This is a genomic window from Alkanindiges illinoisensis (assembly GCF_004377485.1).
Classification (GTDB): domain Bacteria; phylum Pseudomonadota; class Gammaproteobacteria; order Pseudomonadales; family Moraxellaceae; genus Alkanindiges; species Alkanindiges illinoisensis_A.
Genome location: NZ_SNTY01000005.1, coordinates 77,398 through 98,264, shown reverse-complemented (window position 1 = coordinate 98,264; position 20,867 = coordinate 77,398). Strand labels below are relative to the sequence as shown.

Sequence of the window (20,867 nt, the reverse complement as noted above, 5' to 3'; positions counted from 1 at the left end):
ATTACCGATTGATTTTAAAATCACTGGGGGTGACGTCCACGACAGTCAAGTTGCAAAACAACTGATTGATACTGTAGGCGAGGCAACTTATCTCATTGCTGACAAGGGGTATGATGCTGAGCACATTAGAATATGTGCCCAGAACAAGGATATGATTCCCATCATTCCAATGAGATCAAATAGTAAGAGATCGAATAAGGAGTTTGATAAATATCTATATCAATTAAGACATTTAGTTGAAAATGCTTTTGCGAGACTAAAACATTTCCGTGCTATTGCAACCCGATTTGATAAGCTTGCACGAAATTATCAGTCTATGATTTACATTGCTTGCATGTTGATTTGGTGTAAAGCCAAATGAGGACACGCCCTAACATCTTTTAGCGTATCGAAAATTTTTAACTCTCCCGGCTGCAAATTCTCCAGCAAAAATGGCCCTATCTTGCTTCGAATCAGGCGCAAGGTCGGTAAGCCTACGGCGGCAGTCATACGTCTGACCTGACGGTTTTTACCTTCACAAATCTGAATTTCAAGCCATGTGGTCGGAATGGCGGCGCGAAAGCGGATAGGGGGATTGCGTGGCCATAAAAAATCCGGTTCATCAATGACTCTTGCTTTGGCAGGCAGGGTAAGCCCATCTTTTAACACCACACCCTGCTGGAGCTGCTGCAAAGCTGCATCAGTTGGCGTTCCTTCCACCTGTACCAAATAGGTTTTATATTGCCGCGCCCGCGGATGAACTAGTTGCTGGTTAATCTGGCCGTCATCTGTTAATAGCAATAAGCCTTCAGAGTCATAATCAAGACGCCCGGCCACCCGTAAATTTTTATTATGAATAAACTGTGCAAGAGTAATACGCTCGTCATCAGTACGGAACTGGGTAAGTACATTGAAAGGTTTGTTAAACAGGACAATCTGGGCCATTTTGATCCGGAAAATGAAGTTCTGGTGTAAAAACAACGTGTTTCAGGGTGTTTTATCACGCAGGAAAATATAGATATTTGTTTTTTAAATCACAAAAACATGCAGAAATGTTTAACATATAGTACATGTAGATGCGCAACAAAACATGTTAGTTTTTACATTTGAAAGAGTTTAATCACTAGAAAAAGGGAGCACCTGTACAATGGGTTATCAGAAGATCGTGGTTCCTGCAGATGGCGACAAAATCACCGTAAATGCAGACCTGTCACTGAACGTCCCCAATCATCCAATCATTCCGTTTATTGAAGGTGATGGTATCGGTGTTGATATTACACCGGTGATGATTAAGGTTGTTGATGCCGCAGTTCAACAGGCATACAGCGGAAAGCGATCTATCGTATGGATGGAAGTTTATTGTGGCGAGAAGGCTGACCGTATTTATGGCAGTTACATGCCGGAAGAAACCTTTGAAGCCCTGCGCGAATTTGTGGTTTCCATCAAAGGCCCGCTGACTACCCCGGTTGGTGGTGGCATCCGTTCCCTGAACGTGGCACTGCGCCAGGAACTTGATTTATACGTGTGTGTTCGTCCAGTGCGCTGGTTCAAGGGTGTACCTAGCCCGGTTCATCATCCTGAATTGACTGACATGGTTATTTTCCGTGAAAACTCGGAAGATATTTATGCCGGTATTGAATGGAAAGCCGGTTCACCAGAAGCCATCAAGGTCATCAAATTCCTTAAAGAGGAAATGGGCGTAACCAAAATCCGCTTTGATGAAAATTGCGGTATTGGTGTGAAACCAGTGTCCAAAGAAGGTACTCAACGTCTGGTGCGTAAAGCCATTCAGTTTGCGATTGATAATGACAAGCCTTCTGTGACGCTGGTGCACAAGGGCAACATCATGAAGTATACCGAAGGCGCGTTCAAAGAGTGGGGCTACGAGCTGGCCATGGAGCGCTTTGGTGGGGAGCTGCTGGAGGGTGGCCCGTGGGTTAAAATCAAGAATCCGAAAACTGGCAAGGACATTATCATTAAGGATGTGATTGCAGATGCATTCCTGCAACAAATCCTGATGCGCCCAGCAGATTATTCAGTCATTGCAACCCTGAACCTGAACGGTGATTATATTTCTGATGCGCTGGCAGCCGAAGTGGGCGGTATTGGTATTGCTCCGGGAGCCAACATTGGTGGTGCAATTGCCGTTTATGAAGCAACACACGGTACAGCACCAAAATATGCAGGCCAGGATAAGGTAAACCCGGGTTCCATTATCCTGTCGGCAGAAATGATGCTGCGTGATATGGGCTGGACCGAAGCCGCTGACCTGATTATCAAGGGTATTGCCGGTGCGATTGAAGCCAAAACAGTCACCTATGACTTTGAGCGTTTAATGCCGGATGCAACCTTGCTACGCTGCTCCGAGTTTGGTGATGCAATTATCCATAATATGGAAGATTAATACTTCCAGTTAGTGATAGTAAATAAAAAAACCCTCAGTTAGATGATTGGCTGAGGGTTTTTTATGGCTTTGCGTTTAACCCAAACTGTAAAACTGCCTTGAATAAAGGCTATTTACCTTTTTGATAACTGGAAAAATTGCTAATAAACTCATCTAGATTATCTTCCAGCATTGATTGGTATTGCTGGACAAAATATTGCACCAGTTCCTGCCGGTTCGCCTGCATGAGTTCGCTATTTTCAAAGCCAGAAGCACTGACCCAACTATTAAAGCGTGCTGCGGCAAATAAAAAGGAAGCACTGACTTTGCCTTTATCTACCTGATTGCACTGCTGGTTGGCTATATGAATCAGGGCATCTACACGATCATAAAAATCATTGGGTTTGATTTCATTGCCAGCATCTGGATTCTTTATATCAGTCATTGCATCAATAATTTATTAACCATGGAAGTTCTATTTTGAGCCAACGTTTACTGGAATTCCATCACATTCATCACCAATCGCATCTTTACATTTTATGGGCGCGCTTCAATACTTGAACGATCAGTTTTAAGGGGTGTTCAGGGTGCAGCACAAGCAGTTAAATCAATATGCTAATGATCAAACTCAGGCGTATCAGGTGCGCTACTTAAAATCTGTAGATGAAGCAGCACTGCTATTTGGTACTGTGGCACCAGCCCAGCCATTTTTGCAACTGGCCTTTTGGCAAGCGCTTGAACAGCAGCATGCCATTGGCCTGCATACGGGCTGGCAGATTTCCCATATTTTGCTGGAAGATGCAGGGCACCCGGTGGCTTTCTTGCCCCTGTTTATTAAAACCCATCATCGTGGCGAGTATGTATTTGACCACTCCTGGGCAGATGCCTATGCACGACATGGCTTAAATTATTATCCACGGCTGGTTAGCAGTGTGCCTTTTACCCCGGTTACTGGCCAGCGCTTGTTACTGGCCGAGGGTTATCATATTGAAGAAGTCTGGCCCACTGTTTTTGACGCCATACAGGCGATTGCCACACAACAGCAGGCGTCGTCATGGCATGGTTTATTTATAGACCAGCCTCTGCTGGATTTCTTCCAAACACAATCTAACGTGGCTATTCGCTATCATTGCCAATTTTTATGGCGAAATGAATGCTATGGGCAATTTGATGATTTTTTAGCTGCTTTAACTGCCAAAAAACGTAAAAGCATTAAGGTTGAGCGTCAGAAAATTATCCAGCAGGGAATTACCGTACAATGGATTGAAGGTGCTGATATTTGTGACGAAGACATCAATTTTTTCTACCAGTGTTATGCCAATACCTATTATGTGCGTGGTCAGCATCCTTATTTAAGCCGTGAATTTTTTGGGCAACTGGTAACGCAGATGCCCAAGCAGATACTACTGATCAAAGCCAGCCGTGATGAGCAAGGAATTGCTGCGGCGCTGTTCTTTAAGGATGAACAGACCCTGTATGGACGCTACTGGGGTGCAGTAGAGCAGGTAGATTGCCTGCATTTTGAGGTATGCTACTATCAGGGAATTGAGTACGCCATTACACAGCAATTACAGTTTTTTGATCCGGGCACACAGGGTGAGCATAAACTGATTCGCGGTTTTGCACCTATATATACCTATTCGGTACACTGGCTAGCGCGCCCTGAATTTATGCAGGCAGTGCAGAACTATTGTGTGCAGGAAAAAGAGTATATTGATAACTAATATCAGGCCGCACTCGCCAGTACACCCTTTAAACAGACTTGATAGATCACAAGTTGTACTATCGGGAGTTAAAGCCAGCCGCTTGCGTATTTTAAAGCCAGTTTATTAACTGAGATTGAGTTCAGTCAGATATGAGCCGTAAAGACTGTCTGTTTAAAGACAGCCCGGGCAGTACAGTGAAGGAGTATAGTAATGAATCAAGCCGTCTCAACCAAAGAATCATCAAGTCAGCCATTAGCCATGCCAATTCGCAATTATGGCGAGTTTTACCGGTTTTACCTGACTGAACATAGCAATGTGATGAGCCGCCGCTTGCACGCGCTAGGCAGTATTGCCGGTTTATACGGGATTTATAAGACCATTAAAACAGGCCGCAAGCGTTATTTGCTAAGAGGGATTGTGACCGGCTATGCCTGTGCTTGGGTTGGGCATTTTTTCTTTGAAAAAAACAAGCCAGCCTCTTTTAAACAGCCCTTATACAGTTTTGTGTCTGACTGGCGCATGCTCAGTGACGTGTGCCGTGGCCGGGTTAGCCTGCGTCACCAGAGGTATGACAAGGTAAATTGAGTAGTAACATAGGTACTACTACTGCCGTTTAGCCTGATTATTTTTAAAAAACGGACTATTGCCTGGGGTAGTAGTCCGTTTTTTCTTATAGATATAAAAGTGCGTTATCCAGCTATTTTTTATGGCATTATAGGAAAACCGATTACACAATAAGAGAAGGAGATTCATACAATGTGGGGATGGATTATTTTTCTGGCCATCATCTTGGGTGGCGTATTTTACATTATTGGTTTGTTTAACGGACTGGTTGCCAAACGCAATGCGGCCCGTAATGGTTTTTCCCAGATTGATGTGCAGTTACAGCGCCGCCATGACCTGATTCCCAATCTGGTGGAAGCCACCCGTGCTTATATGAGTCATGAAAAAGATACGCTGGAACGGGTGATTGCGGCGCGTGATGCTGCGGTACAGGCGCAGCGTAATCTGGCTGCCAGTGGTACTTATCAATCGCCTGAACTGGTTGAAAAACTGGGACTGGCCGAGCAACGCCTAGGCAACAGTCTTGCGCAATTCACTGCGGTGATGGAACAGTATCCTGAGCTTAAAGCTGACAGCGTGGTCAAGGAATTGATGGAAGAACTGGGTAGTACTGAAAACCGGGTGGGTTTTGCACGGCAGGCCTATAATGATCAGGTGATGTTTTACAACAATGCCTGTGAGATGTTTCCCAGTAATTTTATTGCCGGTGGATTTAGCTTTAAGCCAATGAAGCTGCTGGTACTGGATGACCCTAAAACCGTACGTACCGCACCGCGCATCAGTTTATAGGTTGTTGTTAACTGTTAGATTAAGGCTATTAAACTGGACTATTAAACAACACGAACAGGAATAATAACGTGGACTTCTGGGGCAGGCAGGAACAGGCAAAGCGCTACACACTGATATTGCTAATATTGTTTATGTTGGCAGTGGGCTTTACCATTTTTGTCATGAACCTGCTGGTTGGCATGGTGCTATATCCCTTTGAACAATCTGGCTCATTGATTATGCATTCACTCACACCCATGATTATTACCGGTATGCTAGTAGTAATTCTGGGCGGTTCACTCTGGGAAGCTTATCGCTTACGCGAGGGCGGACGGGCATTGGCCAGCCGTCTGGGGGCGCGCCGTATCCAGTTTGAAACCACAGTGCCTGAAGAACGCATGCTTAAAAATGTGGTTGAGGAAATGTCGGTAGCGTCCAGTGTGCCCATGCCAGCGCTCTATGTACTGGATGATGAGCTGGGCGTGAATGCCTTTGTGGCGGGTTACCGCGCGATGGACATGGCGTTGGTAGTCACCTGGGGCATGCTACAGACGCTGGATCGCCATGAGCTACAGGGCGTAATTGCCCATGAATATAGCCATATCCGGCATGGTGATACCCAGCTTAATCTACGCCTGGTGGCTTGGGTTGCCGGACTGCTTACAGTAAGCCAGCTGGGAAGCTGGATTGCCCAGACCGGGTTTTCCCTGCAACGGCATGTCCAACGCAACCGACATGCGGATGCGCTATTTATTGCGATTGGTGGGCTGGTCTGGCTGGTTGGTAGTTTGGGCGTACTGATGGCCCGTTTGCTCAAGTTTGCCATTTTACGCCAGCGTGAGTTTCTGGCTGATGCTTCCAGCATGCAGTTTACCCGCACCAATGGCGTGCTTCAGGCCTTGCTAAGAATTCGTACCCATCATATTGGCACCCAGTTACATGGGGTTTATACCGAATCCATTAGCCATTTTTGTTTTGGTCAAGCGCTGCATAGCAATAGCCTGTTTGCCACGCACCCTGAGCTTGATCAGCGAATTTGTGAGATTAGTCCAGCGGCATTACGGCGCGCCAAGGTGCAGGAGCGTATTCTGGCACGCAAGCAGGTGGACCAGATTGAAGCAGAAATGGCGGTACAAAAAGAAGTGCTGTCACTGGAGCAGAAACAGGAAGTTGCGCCGATTGAGTGGCATCCGCCATTACCGCTCCCGACAGTTCGCCTGCATCCGGTGACGGTAAATATCAAGGATGCTATCAAGCCCTTAAATCCGCAGATGCGTCAGAATGCCGCACGGCCCGATGTAATCAAGCGGGCACTGAGTACCTCAGCAGGTTGCCGTGAATTGCTGGCAGCCATTTTAGCGTTACGACAGCAGATTGCCTGTGAGCCGGAAAAGCAGCAGGTGAGCCGTGCCATTGTTGAGGCGTTGGCCAGACTTGATCCGCGCTTGTATACCAGTATTTTTTTGCAAGGAGTGGATGCGCTGGGCGAATTACCCGCTAGTGCAGCACGACAGTTCTTGTCACGTTTGGCTGATATTATCCAGCTTGATGGACATATTGGCTTACTGGATGTGCTATTGCTGGAGCGTGTTAAAGCCAAGCTCAATCAGTTACCACCTATAGTGCCGGTTTCGCTGGATCATTGTGGCCCAGCCATTACTTTCCTGGTAGAGGCACTGTTGCATGTACAAAAGCTGAAACCTGAACAAATTGCACAGGCCCGTTTGCGGGTTTTACGAACAATTTTGTCAGCGCGGCAATTTGAAGCCGCACAAAAGAAACGGATCACTGGTGACCCGGTTAATCTTGGACAGGTGTTGCATCAGCTGGCAGGCCTGCTCAAGCGTGAGCGTATGAATATTCTGGCAGCCGCCGAAACCTGTTTATGGTCAGACACGGTGATTAGTCAGGAAGAACAGGATGTGCTGGATCTGCTTTACTGGCGAATGGGATTTGAAGCCAAAACGCTGGCTGATTATACCGCCAGAAAAATTGCGCTTGAGATCAGCTCCTAAATCAGGGAGTCGTCACGATTCAACCTTGAATTTTTAAGCTTAACCCTGCAAATCAATATACAATAAGCATCTTTTTTAAGTTGCGATGTTGCTGCGTTAGCCACATCCCATGCGTTTTTGATCAATAAGGACAGGTAGCCATGACTAGCAACCGTTTAATCATATTTGATACCACTTTGCGTGACGGGGAACAAAGTCCCGGTGCTGCCATGACCAAGGAAGAAAAACTCCGGGTCGCACGGCAACTGGAGCGTCTGGGTGTTGATGTGATTGAAGCCGGTTTTGCCGCAGCCAGTCCTGGTGACTTTGATGCCATTTCAAGCATTGCCAGCATTATCAAAGACTCCACCATTTGCTCGCTGGCACGTGCCAATGAAAAAGACATCCGCCGTGCTGGTGAAGCCATTAAAGCTGCCAATCGTGGGCGTGTGCATACCTTTATTGCGACCAGTCCCATTCATATGCAGTATAAATTGCGGATGAGTGAGGATCAGGTGATTGAAGCAGCGGTTAAGGCCATTAAGATTGCACGTGAATACACCGATGATGTGGAATTTTCTGCCGAAGATGCGATTCGCTCAGAAGTGCCATTTCTGGTGCGGATTTTTGATGAAGTAATCAAGGCGGGTGCTAAAACCATTAATGTGCCCGATACAGTGGGTTATTCCACGCCTGAGCTGATTTATGAGCGTTTCAAAACCTTGCTGGAACAAGTGCCCAATTCGGATCAGGTAATTTGGTCGGCGCACTGCCACAATGATCTGGGTATGGCCGTCGCCAACTCGCTGGCAGCTGTGCGTGGCGGGGCGCGACAGGTGGAATGTACCATCAACGGGCTGGGCGAGCGGGCAGGCAATGCCGCGCTGGAAGAAATTGTCATGGCCACCCGCGTGCGCCGTGATATTTATGATGTCACCACCAATATTCGTACCGAGGAAATTGTGCCCAGTTCACGTCTGGTGTCGACCATTACCGGTTATGTGGTGCAGCCCAATAAAGCCATTGTCGGTGCCAATGCCTTTGCGCATGAATCGGGCATTCATCAGGACGGTATTTTAAAACACCGTGAAACCTATGAAATTATGCGTGCTGAAGATGTGGGCTGGAAAACCAACAAGCTGACGCTGGGCAAGCTGTCTGGCCGTGCTGCATTCCGTGCCCGTCTGGATGAGTTGGGCATTGGCATCGAGTCTGATGAGCACCTGAATGAACTGTTTGCACGCTTCAAGGATTTGGCTGATCGTAAGAGCGAAATTTTTGATGAAGATTTACATGCGCTGGTTGCAGGCCATCAGGGTTCGGATGTTATCAAGCGTTTTGAACTGGTAGAGCTGGAAGTGACTAGTAAAACTGGCCAGACTCCGCGTGCGCATCTGGTGCTTAAAATTGATGGCAAGGACATGCCGGTCAGCCAGAGCGGTTCTGGCCCGGTGGATGCAACTTTCAAGGCCATTGAAGTACTGGCAAAATCCGGCTCCAGCCTTGAGCTGTATCAGGTGAATGCCATTACCAGCGGCACGGACAGTCAGGGTGAAGTAGCTGTGCGCTTAAATCAAAACGGACGCATCGTTACAGGTCAGGGTGCTGATACGGATATTGTAATCGCCAGTGCCAAGGCTTATCTGGATGCGTTGAACTGGCTAACCACCGAAGGCAAGGCCAACCCGCAAACCGAAGAAGTAATGTAAATGCATGACGCCCGGCAGCGAGCTATTTTATCGGCGCTTGGCATCCGTCAATGGGTGCCCCGGGCTGTTGCAACAAAATCTGCATCTGCGCCAACGGTACAATTATGGCGTCACGCAAACGATGAATATGAATTAGCACCTAATAATGCTGAAGTAGCTGTAGCAAATTCTCTGCTTAATGAAGCTGCCAGCCATTCTAATCAGTTTGAAAACCCTGCTGACACTAATGCCACATCCAGAGTTAGTCAAGCCCCAGCAAATCTGGATCATCATTCTGAAGCAGTGCAGGCGGCAGTATTGCAGTCTGAGCTGGTGGCCAAGAGTAATGCTGATCAGGTTGATCAGCTCACTGAAAATAATGCTATAGAGGATATTAGTCATTTTGAAGCAGAATCTGCTGCTACGATGAACCTGCATAGTTTTCGCTTGCAGGCTTGTGAAATTAACCAGTGGATTGTGTTGGTGAACGAAGCAGATTTACAAAACCCGCAGTTAAGTACATTATGGAAAAATATCCTGCTGGCATTCCGTCAGCCGGAGCTTAGCCATTTTTCATGGCCTTTGTCTGAAGGGCAACGCTGGCAGCGTATGACAGGTTCCAAAGCTGCCTTGAATGGGTTCTTGTTCCGGCTGGGTTTGGACAAGCGCGTGGGTATCATGAGTGAACTGGCTGATGAGGTTTGTCCTGACCGGATTGAGCGCTTGCCACATTTATCGGAGCTGATTGAAGCACCACTCAAAAAACGGTTGCTGTGGCAACTCTTAAAGGAAAAATAGCCACATAGAGCTTATTTTTAAAAAGTTAGCACTTAACCCCTTTCATACCAGCCTTTGCTTTGATTAACAACACGTACCACCAATAGCATGATGGGAACCTCAATCAGTACGCCAACCACAGTGGCCAATGCTGCACCAGAGTGAAAGCCAAATAGACTAATGGCAGCCGCAACGGCCAGCTCAAAAAAGTTGGAAGCGCCAATCAGGGCTGATGGGCAGGCGATATTATGTTTTTCACCCACAGCGCGGTTGAGCCAGTAAGCCAGTGATGAATTAAAAATCACCTGAATCAGGATGGGAACGGCCAGCAAGGCAATGACCAGCGGTTGCTCAAGAATGGCCTGACCCTGAAAGGCAAACAAAAGGATTAAGGTTGCCAGCAGTGCCATAATTGACCAGGGACTGATTTTTTCCAGGGTACGCTCAAAAGTAGCCTGACCTTTGCTTAGTAAAATTTTGCGTAGTATCTGGGCAATGATCACAGGCACAATGATATATAGCAGCACCGAAGTGACTAGCGTATCCCACGGGACACTAATGGCCGATAAGCCTAGCAGCAAGGCGACAATGGGTGCAAATGCAAATACCATAATGGCATCATTCAAGGCCACTTGCGATAAGGTAAATAGCGGATCGCCATTGGTTAGGCGGCTCCACACAAACACCATGGCGGTGCAGGGTGCTGCGGCCAGTAAAATCAGCCCGGCAATATAGCTATCCAGTTGATCGCTTGGTAACCATGGGGCAAATACATGGCGAATAAACAGCCAGGCTAGAAATGCCATGGAAAATGGTTTTACCAGCCAATTGATAAACAGGGTAACTCCAATACCTCTGACATGATGACGTACATCCCTTAATGCTGAAAAATCCACTTTAAGCAGCATGGGAATAATCATCAGCCAGATCAGTAGGCCCACGGGCAGATTTACCCTGGCAATTTCCATGTGGCCAATCGCTTGAAACAGGTTAGGGAAAAACTGGCCCAGTACAATGCCGACAATAATGCACAGGAAAACCCAGACCGTCAGGTAGCGCTCAAAAATGCTCATGGCTGATATCCTTTTTAAACTGCTGCATTGCCAAGGCATAAGGCTTAGTTGACACGGCTGCCCTCTGCATTAATCACTGGTTCACCGTCTTCCTTGGTAAATTCGTTTAATTGGGGTAATGGTAAAATGTCCAGTACCACTTCAGATGGCCGACACAGGCGAATACCGAGCTTAGTCACTACAATAGGGCGGTTAATCAGGATTGGATATTGCAACATAAAATCAAGTAACTGCTCATCAGTCCATACCGGATCATCCAGATTAAGCTGGGTGTAGGGCTCAACATTCTTGCGCAGGACTTCACGTACCGATAAACCTGTCCCTGCGATCAGGGTCACCAGTTGTTCCCGGCTGGGTGGATTAATCAGGTATTCAATAATCTCGGGTTCGAGACCCGTATTACGGATCAGTGCCAGCGTATTGCGTGAGGTGCCGCAATCAGGGTTATGGTAAATCACCACAGCTTTAGGATCAGACATCATCAGTTCTCATGCGTTGGCGTTAAGGGTGTCTTACACGCCATATCCGGTGTGCAGGGAACCCCCTGACAACAGTTTTCGGTTAGGTAAGCCAGCAAAGTATTCATAGTGTCAAAGTTAGCGCTATAAATGACATAGCGTCCCTCTTGCCGTGAAGTAACCATGTTGGCATGGCTCATTTCCTTTAAATGAAAGGACAGGGATGACGGGGCAATTCCTGCAATTTCACTAATACGTCCGGCAGGCAAACCACTCGGGCCAGCCTGTACCAGTAAACGGAATATGGTTAAGCGTGTTTCTTGGGCGAGTGCCGCTAATGCAGCAACAACAGATTTGGTTTCCATATTTCAATAATAGTTGAAATATTTAACTGATTCAACTGGTTTGATTAAATGTGTTTAAGTGATTCACAGGTTTGAAAATGAACAAATGCATAAAAGCTGCTAAGTTAGCTGTAATTTACAGGATAGTGTAGTTATGAAAAAAACAGTGGTTGGCTTTAGCAGCCTGACAAATGATCTTCAGGAAAAACTTAAAACCCACTTTAACCTGTTGCTGCTTAATCCCAAGGCAGGCAATCTTGAGGCGCAGTTTCAGGACATAATGCCGCAAGCCGATGGCATGATTGGTGCTGGCCGCAAGCTAGATCAATCAATCCTGCAATATGCTCATAAGCTGAAAGTAATTTCCAGTATTTCGGTGGGGTTTGATAATTATGACGTGGATTATCTAAATCAGTGTGGTATTTTGCTCACCAATACGCCGGATGTATTGACTGAAACCACTGCAGACCTTGCCTTTGCATTACTGATGGCAGCTGCACGGCGAGTGACTGAGCTTGACCAGTGGGCCAAACAGGGGAACTGGCAAAGAACCGTGCAGCCAGCGCAATATGGCGTAGATGTGTATGGCAAAACGCTGGGCATTGTTGGCTTAGGAAATATTGGCACTGCCATGGCAAGGCGTGGTCGCTTTGGCTTTAACATGAACGTGCTGTATTACAGTCAGCATGCCAAACCAGAGCTGGAGCAGCAACTGGGCGCCCAGCGTTGTAGTCTGGATGAACTATTGCAGCAGTCGGATTTTGTATCAGTGCATGTGGCGTTAAGTGAGCATACCCATCATTTGATTGGCCGTAAGCAACTGGCACAAATGAAAAAGTCAGCTATTTTAATTAATGTAGCGCGCGGTCAGGTAATTGATGAGCAGGCGCTAATAGATGCCCTGAACCAGCAGCAAATTCTAGGTGCCGGGCTGGATGTTTATGCCAAGGAGCCATTACAAACTTCACCACTTTTTGCCTTGCCCAATGTCGTGACGTTGCCACATATCGGGTCAGCGACCATCGAAACCCGTCAGGCCATGAATAATCTGGCATTTGAGAATTTATCCAATGCATTGAATGGAATACGGCCCACCTATATGGTGAATCCTTCAGTTTGGCCGACTTTGTAATTTACATTTCACGATAAGTTGATAGAATGAGACTTAAGACACAAATTATGTGGTTTTAGCAATAAAATTCAGATTGTGCGTATTCAGATTATTTGATGAATAGTGATGTAAAGCCAAGCAGGACGTTTTGGTGGTAAAAGTCTGGGGATGCTATGAAAACTCAACGTGTACACAAGATAATGCAATACCATGTACAAACTGTAAGCCGCACTAATAATAATCTGGAAGCAGGTTACCTGTGGTTTTTTCTGGCTGCCGGGCTGGTCATGGGTTTTATGATTTTAAGCCACATGGGGATTGCGAGCTAAGGTTAAGCCAGCAACTGTTTTACGGTATTAGCATAGAAGATTCATCTATTGCCTAGCGTGATCACATATCAAAAATATTCCATCACTCATTTTATTTGTTTATTTTTACTTGCTTATATCCTGCCAAAACACCAGCCGATTATAAAACGGATCAGTAAGCTGAAATTCTTCAGTATCCCATGGTGTTTGTTGAATTTCAGGTTTGGCAAACTGGTAATCTTTGGCTTGTAACAACTGATGATACTGCTGTATATCCGTACAATGAATACGGATGCTGCTACCGGGACTGGCATCGCCATGATGTTCTGATAAATGCAAAATGCATTGCTCCCTGGAAACCTGCAAGTATAGCGGATAGTTATCACCAAAGCGGTGCTGCCAGTCCAACTGAAAACCTAAAAAATCAAGATAAAACTCGCTGGCTTTTTCCACATTAAAAATTCGTAAAATAGGAACGATGGTCTGTAAGGTCATACTTTTTACTCGGGCTTATTTAGTTTTATTGTTTATGAGTTTGCGTACTGGGTATTAATACTTGCGCCCTGTAGCAGGGTTTTCGTTACTGGTGTTTTGCCAGCAATATCCAGCAGTTTTTTCTGTTGCTCAGTACTTAATATTTCCGTTGTATGTAATACCCGTTCAATGTGTGTGTTGCCTTCGCTATCCTTTTGCAGGTTAAGCTCGATGGTTAATTCACCAAGGTTCCAGCCCTTGCGCTCGGCATACATTTGCAGGGTAATGGACGTACAGGCACCCAAACCTGCCAGCAAATAATCATAAGGGGCAGGGCCTGCATTTTGGCCGCCTGCATGCACGGGCTCATCAGCAATCAATGCAAAATCACCCATCTGTATACTGGTTTTATAGTGGACATTACTGGTTTGGGTAGTGGCGGTGGCGATTGTTTTCATGGCGATTCTCTATAATGATTTTTTAGTGGAAGTATAGATGGGAATGCGTTATCGGGATGCTTTAAGATTGTCAGGAATGGCAGGCACAGTTAAGCGGTCGTGTTCAAAGCCCTGAACCTCACCAAAACGGGTCTGGTTAATCCAGTCATTGGCGGCCTGCTGGATTTCTTCGGTACTACGGCCCACAAAGTTCCACCAGATAATAATGTCTTCTTCAAAAGGCTTGCCACCAATCAAAAGTAAACGTGTATTGGCGTTCAGCTCCAGATGCAGTTGTTGCTGGCCGGGCTTAAAATACAATAGGGTGCCACTATCCAGCGTGTCCTGTTCAACACTAAGTTCACCTTGCAACAGCAAAATGCCGTATTCATAATCCGGATTTAGCGGCAGGACAGTACTGGTATTGGCCAGCGCATGAATATCCACGCCCATCATGTCAGAATAAACTTTTACCGGCGAAGTCTGGCCCAGAAATTCACCTGCCAGCAAGGTAAGGCGGCAGTGATCCTGTTCTATCACAGGCAGTTTTTCATAATGCTCAAATGTTGGGGGCATGTCGCATTGCGCTTTGGGCAGGGCAATCCACAACTGGGCCAGATGCAAATGCGGTGAATGACCTTCAGGCGAACGCTCAATATGCGATATGCCATGCCCGGCAGTCATCAGGTTGATTTCATTGGGGCGGATAGTTTGCTGATAGCCCAGACTATCCTGATGGTAAATTTCCCCTTCAATCATCCAGGTAAAGGTTTGCAACCCAATATGGGGATGTGGCCCCACACTAAAGCCTTCACCTTCCTTAAAAATGGTGGGGCCTGCATGATCCAGAAAGCACCATGCCCCAATCAGGCGTTTTTGCCGGGAAGGTAGCGCGCGGTGAATTTTAAGATTGTCGCCAACAATGGCAACCCGGGTAGGAATATGCACCATGGTGGTATTAGTCAGTTGTGGTGTCATTTCAGCTGCACTGGAAACTGGTAAGGAAGCAGTAGCGCCGCTATCAAATTCAATGGCAGCATCACCAGAACAGGGTTTAGACATGATTTATTCCTTTTGCAGGCTTATTGGACGAACGGCTAAACAGATGAATACAGGTTAGCCTAAATTTGTCTGATAAACAGCAAGCCGTTCAAGATGCAGTGTTCCAGTTTTGCAACAAACGCTTTAACAAACATAGGATTTAAATCATGGGCTTAACGCATCTATTTAAACTGTCTATGTTGATCAGGCGCTATAGTTCAGAAGAAATTGTATCTTGTGCAAGCAAGTGCTATGTTTCAGGCAGTTTTGCTGGCATTGCCAGTTTTTGACAACCGGTCTTTTCGTATTAATCTTTCATCATTAATTTTTTCAGGAACAGGGCTTTTACCATGAATGTACTTATTGTCCATGCACATCCGGAACCGCAATCGTTTACCACAGCCATGAAGGATTTGGCGGTTCAGGAGCTTAGCAATGCTGGACATCAGGTTGAAGTGTCTGATTTGTATGCGATGAATTTTAATCCAGTTGCTTCAGCTGCTGATTTTGGCAGCCGCAAAAACCCGGACTATCTGGTGTATGCACTAGAACAACGCATCAATTATGAAAACCAGACTATTGCCCCGGATATTGCTGCTGAAATTGAAAAGCTGGTGGCTGCTGATCTGGTGATTTTTAGTTTTCCACTCTACTGGTTTTCAATCCCCGCCATATTAAAGGGCTGGATTGACCGCGTGCTGGTTTCTGGCCTAACCTATGGCGGCAAGCGCTTTTATGATCAGGGTGGTTTAAAAGGCAAGAAAGCCTTGCTAAGTTTTACGCTGGGCGGGCGAGAGCATATGTTTGGTGCCGATGCCATTCATGGAGAAATTGAAACCATGCTGCGTCCGGTGCTGCGAGGTACGCTGTATTATGTGGGTATGGATGTGCTGCCACCGTTTATTGGCTATCATGTGCCCTATATTAGTCCGGAAGCGCGCCAGCAAATTCTGGAAGACTACAAGCAATATCTGCAAAATCTGGATCAGCTCCAGCCGCTTGAGTTTCCAACGCTGGATCAGTTTGATGACAAGTTATATCCCAAAAAGGGCGAGCATTAAATTTAGCTTATAAAAAAATAGATAGAGTGCTTTAATGGTTTGAGAACCTGTCTATCATTGAGCTTACCAGTTTAATATTTACCTTTTTGGTAAGCTCAATGTGACCTGTAAAGATTAAAACATGCTTTATCTAAGACAGTACTTAATTAAAGCAACCCTTGTCGCACGCAATCACTTAGCGGTGTGGTTTCACGGCCCAGCAACTGGCGCAGGCAACCACTGTCATCAAACAGAGCCCCAGCGGCTGCGCCAGCATCACTGTTGGCCAGCAGGTTGGCAACCGCAGGCTCAGTACCCATACTAAGAAGCTTTTCCCGATAGTCATGTTCAGTCATATTAAAATAAACAATATTCTGTCCAGTCTGGCGGCTCACTTCACAGGCCAGCTCAGTGAGGGTGTAGGCTTTATCACCAGATAGTTCATAAGTCTTGTTTTCATGCGCAAAGGTAGTCAGCACAATGGCCGCCGCTTCGGCATAATCCTGACGGCTGGCTGAGGAAATCTGGCCGTCATCGGCAGCCCCAATAATCACATGCTGGTTTAAGGCAATTTTTAAGCCACTGGTATAGTTTTCGGTGTACCAGCCATTGCGTAAAATGGTATAGGTCAGGCCAGACTTAAACAGCGCCTGTTCAGTCAGCCAGTGTTCCTCAGCAAGCGCCATTGGTGAGCGATCTGCGTGCAGCAGGCTGGTATAGAAAAAATGTTTAACCCCAGCCTGCCGTGCAGCTTCAATCACATTAAAATGCTGCACAGCACGCTTGCCAACCTCACTGGATGAAATCAGCAGCAGTTTTTCAGCACCCACCAGTGCGGTATGCAGGCTGTCAATCTCATCATAATTGGCCAGCCTTACTTCAATACCCAGCGCTGCCAGTTGTGCTGCCTTGTCGGAATTTCGGACAATAGCAACAATATTGTTGGCAGAGGTGCGTTTGAGTAACTCCTGAATGACTAGCTGTCCCAGTCTGCCGGTCGCTCCAGTTACCACAATGGACATGGTGTTCTCCAGAATTTATGCTTGCCTCTAATGTAATTTAAAAATTTTCTTAAACTATTGAGTTTTAGTAAGTATTTATTGTAATTGTTGCGCAGTGCCAGCATGCCCATGATCTAAACCTGAGTATAGACATGGGCATGAACGTGTTAAATACAGCAGAGGTTTATGAAAACCTGTTAATATTAATACCAGAAGCGAAGCCCTAGCAGGATTTTGCGACTGCTACGGTCATCCTCAAGATCTTTGTAAAGCTTTGCAGTTTTACCTACAAAACGCTCGTGTTCAAAACCAATATACGGCGCAAACTGTGGCGTTATTTCATAGCGCAAGCGCAGTCCACTTTTGATTTCTGCCAGACCTGCGCCATAGCGATGCTGGACATCCGTTTTACCATAGGCCAGTAGCTCCACTTCGGGCTGTAATACCCATTTTTGGCTAATGTTCAGGTCATAGCTGGCATTAAGTTGCAGTTGGCTGTGGCCAGTTAAAGCGCCATAAACACTGGCTTCAACATCAAACCAGTAGGGCGCAAGGCCACTAATCCCAAAACCTAGCCATGTCTGATCAGTGTTTTCGGCGACATAATCCTGTTTTAACCCAAACGTGGTATTCCAGTAAGGTGAAAAGGGCCGCCACCATATCAGGCTGGTACTGGCCTGTTCCAGATCGTTTTTTGCAAACTCACCACTGGTATTAAGATAAAGCCGGTTGTAATCGTTGCCATACCAGAGCTTTAGTTCATATTGGCCACTGTTCTGCTGTGCATGATCATCATGCGCCAGTTCGAGTTTTTCAGCATCAACGCTCCACAAATTCGGGCTGCTCATCATATGGTGAGACGCGGTATTTTGGTAACCATCAGAATAATCGGGGCTACGCAACTTACCACCCTGCGGAGCAGTAGACACATGAGTACCATGAACAGTGCGCACAGGAACAGGTTTTGTACTGTCAGGCTTTACGCTGCCAATTTTAGACTCAGGGTTTTCAGATTGAGGGTTTACAGGTTCAGAATGTGCTAAATGCTCATCATGGGACATGACTACTGGATCGGGTGCCTGTGGTACTGGCTCTGGTGACTCACTGGCCTGCGGCTGTGGCATGCTTGCGCCATGCATCATATGCTGGTCATGCTGGCTGGGAGACTGGTCACGCTCAGCTTGTGCAGCAAGTGCCAGTGCTGGAAAGCTGAGAAGGGTAGTCAGTAAGGCAGCATTTGAGCGCAAATTAAACCCATTCGGTTTTTGAAAGTTCATGTTCTGCTGCTCCTAGGCCACCACAACTTCACGGAACATGCCTGCTTCCATGTGGTACAGCAAGTGGCAATGCCAGGCCCAGCGGCCTTCAATCGCGGTAACGTCAAAGCTGATTTTCTGGGCAGGCTGCACATTAATCGTGTGCTTGCGAACCTGAAAGTGATTGGTTTGATGATCAGCTTCCGGATTACACAGCTCACTCCACATGCCATGTAAATGCATGGGATGGGTCATCATGGTGTCATTCACCAGTGTAAAGCGCACCCGTTCCTTGGGCTTTAGGTGAACAGGTTTAGCTTCATGAAAAGTCTGACCGTCCAGCCCCCACACATAACGCTCCATATTGCCGGTTAGATGCAGCTCAATTTCCCGTGTGGGCATGCGGGAATCCAGACTGCCGCCAATCGTATGCAGGTCGGCGTAGGTTAGCACACGCCTTGTTTTGGCACTTTGCCTGAGGTTAACGCCGGGATCGTCCAGATTGGTGCGTGGCTGGTTAACCTGCATGTCGACATTGGGGTTGTTCATTTCCGTGCTGGCATGCCGTACAGGTTGTTGTTGCATCGAAGATGTGTGACCAAGTGCCATATCGCTCATACGATGGCCAGAATGACTAATCTGATCCATGGCCATATTGCCTGTCATGGCATGTCCCATATCCTGCATGCCCAGCCATTCTACAGGGTCAAGTGCAGGGATAGTGGAAGTCAATCCTGCCTGTACTGCCAGTGTGCCGCAAGCAAATCCAGTACGATCCATGCTTTGCGCAAAAATAGTGTAGGCATCTTCAACAGGTTGCACCAGCACATCATAGGTTTCTGCCACGCCCAGCCGGATTTCATCGACAGTCACAGGTTCCACGTCCTGTCCATCGGCAGCAATCACGGTCATTTTCAGGCCGGGAATGCGCAGGTCAAAAAAGGTATTGGCACTACCGTTAATAATGCGCAGACGCAGTTTTTCACCTTTTTTAAACAGGCCTGTCCAGTTCTGCGCTGGAGCATGTCCATTCATTAAAAAGGTATAAGTACCTGCCGACAGGTCAGCAAAATCAGTGGGGCTCATGCGCATCTGATTCCACATTTGGCGTAGCTGGATGGCCTGTCCAAAACCCTGTTGCTTAATGTCCTGCATAAGTTTGATCAGCGTGGGCTTGTGCTGGTTATCAAAGTGGCTGTGTTTTTTAAGTTTAGACAGCAAATATACTGGATCAAGGTCAGTCCAGTCGGACAACAACAAAACATGCTCACGATTTGCGGTATGCCGCTCGCCTGCTTTTGGCTCAATAATCATGGCACCTAGCAGCCCGGTTTGCTCCTGAAACGTAGAATGCGCGTGATACCAGTAAGTGCCGCTTTGTTGCAGTTTGAATTGATAAGTAAATACCTGTCCCGGCTTGATACCTTCAAAACTGATACCAGGCACGCCATCCATCTGGTAGGGCAACAGCAGGCCATGCCAGTGAATTGAGGTGTCCTGCTGCAAATGGTTATGTACCCGAATGCTTACGGTGTCACCCTCGCGCATTCGCAATAATGGGCCGGGCATGCCGTGGTTTACCGTAGTTGCAATCCGTGCTTTGCCGGAAAAATTGACGGCTTGATAACCTACGTGCAGGTCAAATACATTGCCTGTCAGTTCATTAGGTTGATTTGGTGAAAGCAGATTTTCCGGGTTTTTCAGGCTCTTGCCCAGACTGATATTACTGGCCAGCAGGGTACTAATGCCAATTCCCTGAATAAACTGGCGACGTGAAGGTGCCGAAAAATTTGACGACAAATTATTAGAAAACGAACTACTGGAAAAGCTGCGGTAAAACAGAGACATGATCATTCCTCATTGACGTGTTAATGACTAAAAACAGTATTAACTGAGGAATTGTGGAGGGCGTTCCAGATCGCGCAGCCACGCCTGAAGCGGGTTTGCAATAAGATAAAAAGGCCTGTTTGCAGGCAACAAAGTACTGTGCGCTACAGTGTATTGTGCTAAGTCAGCAGGGGGTGTGTAAAGCGAGCAGGTTAAAGCACAGTGATGATGTGATACAGCATGTGTAGTGGTAGAACTTGCACTTATGGGATCTGGGCTGGAAACCGCCTGCTGATTTTTCTTGAATAAATCTTGTGGCATTGATCCGTGATGCGCATTACTTGAAACAGCTACTTGTTTTAAACCAACTGAATGTTTTAAAGCAAGTGTCTGGTGGCAAGCCATTAAGGCTGTGCCAGCATGATGTTGTTGGTGAGATAGCGGTTGCTGTAGCTTATTTTGTAATACGTGAGGCTGCGCAGCCACATGCTGCCAACAGCCAATTCCGGCATTTACAAGCAGTAGGCACATAAAACTGGCCAGCATTTTTTTCAGGCTGGTTTTTGATGGGGTCAGGCTGTTGTCCTGAAAAATAACAGTCAACAGGCGAAAAATGGCCGGATACATAGTCTGGTTTT

General features: G+C 46.7%; 22 protein-coding genes and 1 pseudogene. 11 read left to right on the top strand and 12 right to left on the bottom strand.

What is annotated here, in order from left to right:
• A partial coding sequence (locus E2B99_RS00900) for an IS5 family transposase (protein ID WP_134243127.1) occupies nt 1-361 on the top strand: 361 nt, incomplete at its 5' end.
• Between the two features lie 41 nt (nt 362-402).
• Here the strand turns inward: E2B99_RS00900 and E2B99_RS00895 are convergent.
• Nucleotides 403-924, bottom strand: a pseudogene (locus E2B99_RS00895) (pseudouridine synthase); the annotation flags it as partial.
• A 202-nt stretch (nt 925-1,126) separates the two neighbouring features.
• On the opposite strand from E2B99_RS00895, the gene icd reads away from it, so the two are divergent.
• Nucleotides 1,127-2,383 carry an NADP-dependent isocitrate dehydrogenase gene (icd, locus tag E2B99_RS00890; protein ID WP_134243125.1) on the top strand — a complete coding sequence of 419 codons (1,257 nt, stop codon included), beginning with the start codon at nt 1,127-1,129 and terminating at the stop codon, nt 2,381-2,383.
• A 109-nt stretch (nt 2,384-2,492) separates the two neighbouring features.
• Here icd and E2B99_RS00885 read toward each other — a convergent pair whose 3' ends face one another.
• The gene (locus E2B99_RS00885) at nt 2,493-2,807 is read right to left on the bottom strand and encodes a DUF3144 domain-containing protein (protein WP_134243124.1); all 315 of its coding nucleotides are present in this window, start codon (nt 2,805-2,807) and stop codon (nt 2,493-2,495) included.
• Nucleotides 2,808-2,949: 142 nt separating this feature from the next.
• Here E2B99_RS00885 and E2B99_RS00880 point away from each other — a divergent pair, with 142 nt between their 5' ends.
• The 6 genes from E2B99_RS00880 (at nt 2,950) to E2B99_RS00855 (ending at nt 9,880) form a co-directional block, all read left to right on the top strand.
• Nucleotides 2,950-4,086, top strand: coding sequence for a GNAT family N-acetyltransferase (locus E2B99_RS00880; RefSeq protein ID WP_166738954.1), 1,137 nt, complete (start codon nt 2,950-2,952; stop codon nt 4,084-4,086).
• 192 nt (nt 4,087-4,278) lie between these two features.
• Nucleotides 4,279-4,653, top strand: coding sequence for a DUF962 domain-containing protein (locus tag E2B99_RS00875; RefSeq protein WP_134243122.1), 375 nt, complete (start codon nt 4,279-4,281; stop codon nt 4,651-4,653).
• 171 nt (nt 4,654-4,824) lie between these two features.
• On the top strand, nt 4,825-5,421 hold the full coding sequence (locus E2B99_RS00870) for a LemA family protein (protein ID WP_134243121.1): 597 nt from the start codon (nt 4,825-4,827) through the stop codon (nt 5,419-5,421).
• A gap of 68 nt (nt 5,422-5,489) precedes the next feature.
• Nucleotides 5,490-7,415, top strand: coding sequence for a M48 family metalloprotease (locus E2B99_RS00865; protein WP_134243120.1), 1,926 nt, complete (start codon nt 5,490-5,492; stop codon nt 7,413-7,415).
• 140 nt (nt 7,416-7,555) lie between these two features.
• Nucleotides 7,556-9,103 carry a 2-isopropylmalate synthase gene (locus E2B99_RS00860; RefSeq protein WP_134243119.1) on the top strand — a complete coding sequence of 516 codons (1,548 nt, stop codon included), beginning with the start codon at nt 7,556-7,558 and terminating at the stop codon, nt 9,101-9,103.
• A complete protein-coding gene (locus tag E2B99_RS00855) occupies nt 9,104-9,880 on the top strand; it encodes a hypothetical protein (protein WP_134243118.1) in 777 nt (258 codons plus the stop codon).
• A 32-nt stretch (nt 9,881-9,912) separates the two neighbouring features.
• Here the strand turns inward: E2B99_RS00855 and arsB are convergent, their stop codons facing one another.
• From arsB to E2B99_RS00840, 3 genes are read right to left on the bottom strand one after another with little or no spacing between them, the layout of a single operon-like run.
• Nucleotides 9,913-10,932 carry an ACR3 family arsenite efflux transporter gene (gene arsB / locus E2B99_RS00850; RefSeq protein WP_134243117.1) on the bottom strand — a complete coding sequence of 340 codons (1,020 nt, stop codon included), beginning with the start codon at nt 10,930-10,932 and terminating at the stop codon, nt 9,913-9,915.
• Between the two features lie 44 nt (nt 10,933-10,976).
• The gene (gene arsC / locus E2B99_RS00845) at nt 10,977-11,411 is read right to left on the bottom strand and encodes an arsenate reductase (glutaredoxin) (protein ID WP_134243135.1); all 435 of its coding nucleotides are present in this window, start codon (nt 11,409-11,411) and stop codon (nt 10,977-10,979) included.
• A gap of 2 nt (nt 11,412-11,413) precedes the next feature.
• Entirely contained in the window at nt 11,414-11,755 is a 342-nt protein-coding gene (locus tag E2B99_RS00840; RefSeq protein WP_134243116.1) for an ArsR/SmtB family transcription factor, read from the bottom strand.
• 133 nt (nt 11,756-11,888) lie between these two features.
• Here E2B99_RS00840 and E2B99_RS00835 point away from each other — a divergent pair, with 133 nt between their 5' ends.
• Both E2B99_RS00835 and E2B99_RS14520 read left to right on the top strand, forming a co-directional pair.
• Nucleotides 11,889-12,866 (top strand): 2-hydroxyacid dehydrogenase, encoded by a 978-nt coding sequence (locus E2B99_RS00835; protein WP_134243115.1) that lies wholly within the window; start codon nt 11,889-11,891, stop codon nt 12,864-12,866.
• A gap of 152 nt (nt 12,867-13,018) precedes the next feature.
• On the top strand, nt 13,019-13,174 hold the full coding sequence (locus E2B99_RS14520; protein WP_166738952.1) for a hypothetical protein: 156 nt from the start codon (nt 13,019-13,021) through the stop codon (nt 13,172-13,174).
• Nucleotides 13,175-13,279: 105 nt separating this feature from the next.
• On the opposite strand, the gene E2B99_RS00830 is transcribed toward E2B99_RS14520, so the two are convergent.
• The 3 genes from E2B99_RS00830 to E2B99_RS00820 are packed head-to-tail and all read right to left on the bottom strand — an operon-like array spanning nt 13,280 to nt 15,042.
• Nucleotides 13,280-13,648, bottom strand: a complete 369-nt coding sequence (locus E2B99_RS00830) for a glyoxalase superfamily protein (RefSeq protein WP_134243114.1) — start codon at nt 13,646-13,648, stop codon at nt 13,280-13,282.
• Nucleotides 13,649-13,680: 32 nt separating this feature from the next.
• On the bottom strand, nt 13,681-14,085 hold the full coding sequence (locus tag E2B99_RS00825; protein ID WP_134243113.1) for an OsmC family protein: 405 nt from the start codon (nt 14,083-14,085) through the stop codon (nt 13,681-13,683).
• Nucleotides 14,086-14,133: 48 nt separating this feature from the next.
• Complete coding sequence (locus E2B99_RS00820; RefSeq protein WP_430981434.1) at nt 14,134-15,042, bottom strand: pirin family protein; 909 nt, start codon at nt 15,040-15,042, stop codon at nt 14,134-14,136.
• 413 nt (nt 15,043-15,455) lie between these two features.
• On the opposite strand from E2B99_RS00820, the gene E2B99_RS00815 reads away from it, so the two are divergent.
• Complete coding sequence (locus tag E2B99_RS00815; protein ID WP_134243112.1) at nt 15,456-16,166, top strand: NAD(P)H-dependent oxidoreductase; 711 nt, start codon at nt 15,456-15,458, stop codon at nt 16,164-16,166.
• A gap of 146 nt (nt 16,167-16,312) precedes the next feature.
• On the opposite strand, the gene E2B99_RS00810 is transcribed toward E2B99_RS00815, so the two are convergent.
• The 4 genes from E2B99_RS00810 to E2B99_RS00795 form a co-directional block, all read right to left on the bottom strand.
• Nucleotides 16,313-17,167: an SDR family oxidoreductase gene (locus E2B99_RS00810; RefSeq protein ID WP_134243111.1), complete on the bottom strand. Its 855-nt coding sequence runs from the start codon at nt 17,165-17,167 to the stop codon at nt 16,313-16,315.
• 182 nt (nt 17,168-17,349) lie between these two features.
• Complete coding sequence (locus E2B99_RS00805; RefSeq protein ID WP_134243110.1) at nt 17,350-18,423, bottom strand: copper resistance protein B; 1,074 nt, start codon at nt 18,421-18,423, stop codon at nt 17,350-17,352.
• A 12-nt stretch (nt 18,424-18,435) separates the two neighbouring features.
• Nucleotides 18,436-20,250, bottom strand: coding sequence for a copper resistance system multicopper oxidase (locus E2B99_RS00800; RefSeq protein WP_134243109.1), 1,815 nt, complete (start codon nt 20,248-20,250; stop codon nt 18,436-18,438).
• A gap of 39 nt (nt 20,251-20,289) precedes the next feature.
• Complete coding sequence (locus tag E2B99_RS00795) at nt 20,290-20,856, bottom strand: hypothetical protein (protein WP_134243108.1); 567 nt, start codon at nt 20,854-20,856, stop codon at nt 20,290-20,292.
• Nucleotides 20,857-20,867 lie beyond the last annotated feature (11 nt).